Annotated in this window: 1 protein-coding gene and 1 pseudogene; both read right to left on the bottom strand. The window is 42.0% G+C overall.

Annotated elements, in window-relative coordinates:
* Positions 1 to 212: 30S ribosomal protein S16 (gene rpsP / locus HP456_RS24315; protein WP_172255790.1), on the bottom strand; the 212-nt coding region annotated here is incomplete at its 3' end.
* 118 nt (positions 213 to 330) lie between these two features.
* Positions 331 to 1,019 (bottom strand): annotated as a pseudogene (locus HP456_RS24310) (signal recognition particle protein); the annotation flags it as partial.

The following is a 1,019-nucleotide window of genomic DNA, read 5'->3' as shown; positions in this document are numbered from 1 at the left end:
CGAACTGTGTCAGATGGCTTCGCACCATTTGATAACCATTTAAGAGCAAGCTCTTCGTCGATTTTCACTTCAGCTGGCTTAGCAACCGGGTTGTAAGTTCCAACTGTTTCGATTTGACGTCCATCACGTGGTGAACGGGAATCTGCTACTACGATACGATAGAAAGGAGATTTTTTTGCTCCCATACGTTTTAATCTGATTTTTACTGCCATTATTAAAGCACCTCCGAATAGTTTCACACAAGTTAGTATGATATCAAATGTATAATTTGTTTGTAAAGTGTTTTTTCTTAACAGTTCAATTTTTTTTATTAAAATTGAACGAATTACTTTACATGAATGGGAGTTTCATCCCTTTTTTCTTCCCTTTACCCTGCATGCCGCTCATTTGTTTCATCATTTTTTTCATATCTTCGAATTGTTTAAGAAGTCGATTCACTTCTTGAATAGATGTCCCGCTTCCTTTTGCAATCCGTTTTCGGCGCCCTGCATTGATTGTTTCCGGGTGAACCTTCTCATTCTTCGTCATCGATTGAATGATTGCTTCAACATGACTGATCTGTTTGTCGTCCACCTGGAGCTTATCCAGGCCTTTCATTTTGTTCGCTCCCGGCATCATTTTCAATAATTCATCGAGAGGACCCATTTGCCTTACCTGACCCAATTGCTCCAGGAAATCGTCAAATGTGAAAGACATGGTGCGCATTTTTTGTTCCAGCTCTTTGGCTTTTTCCTCATCGACATTGGCCTGAGCTTTCTCGATCAGTGACAAGACATCACCCATCCCGAGAATTCTCGAAGCCATTCGTTCCGGATGGAAAGGTTCAAGTGCATCCATTTTTTCACCCATACCGACATACTTAATCGGTTTATCAGTGACCGAACGGATCGACAAAGCTGCCCCGCCTCGTGTATCACCATCAAGTTTGGTTAATACAACACCGGAAATGCCAAGCGCCTCGTTGAAGCTTTGAGCAACATTTACAGCATCTTGACCTGTCATGGCATCGACAACGAGGA

This window comes from Bacillus haikouensis (assembly GCF_013179555.1).
GTDB classification, from domain to species: domain Bacteria; phylum Bacillota; class Bacilli; order Bacillales; family Bacillaceae_B; genus Rossellomorea; species Rossellomorea haikouensis_A.
Note: the sequence above shows the minus strand (reverse complement) of the source record. Positions and strands in the feature narration are given on the sequence as shown.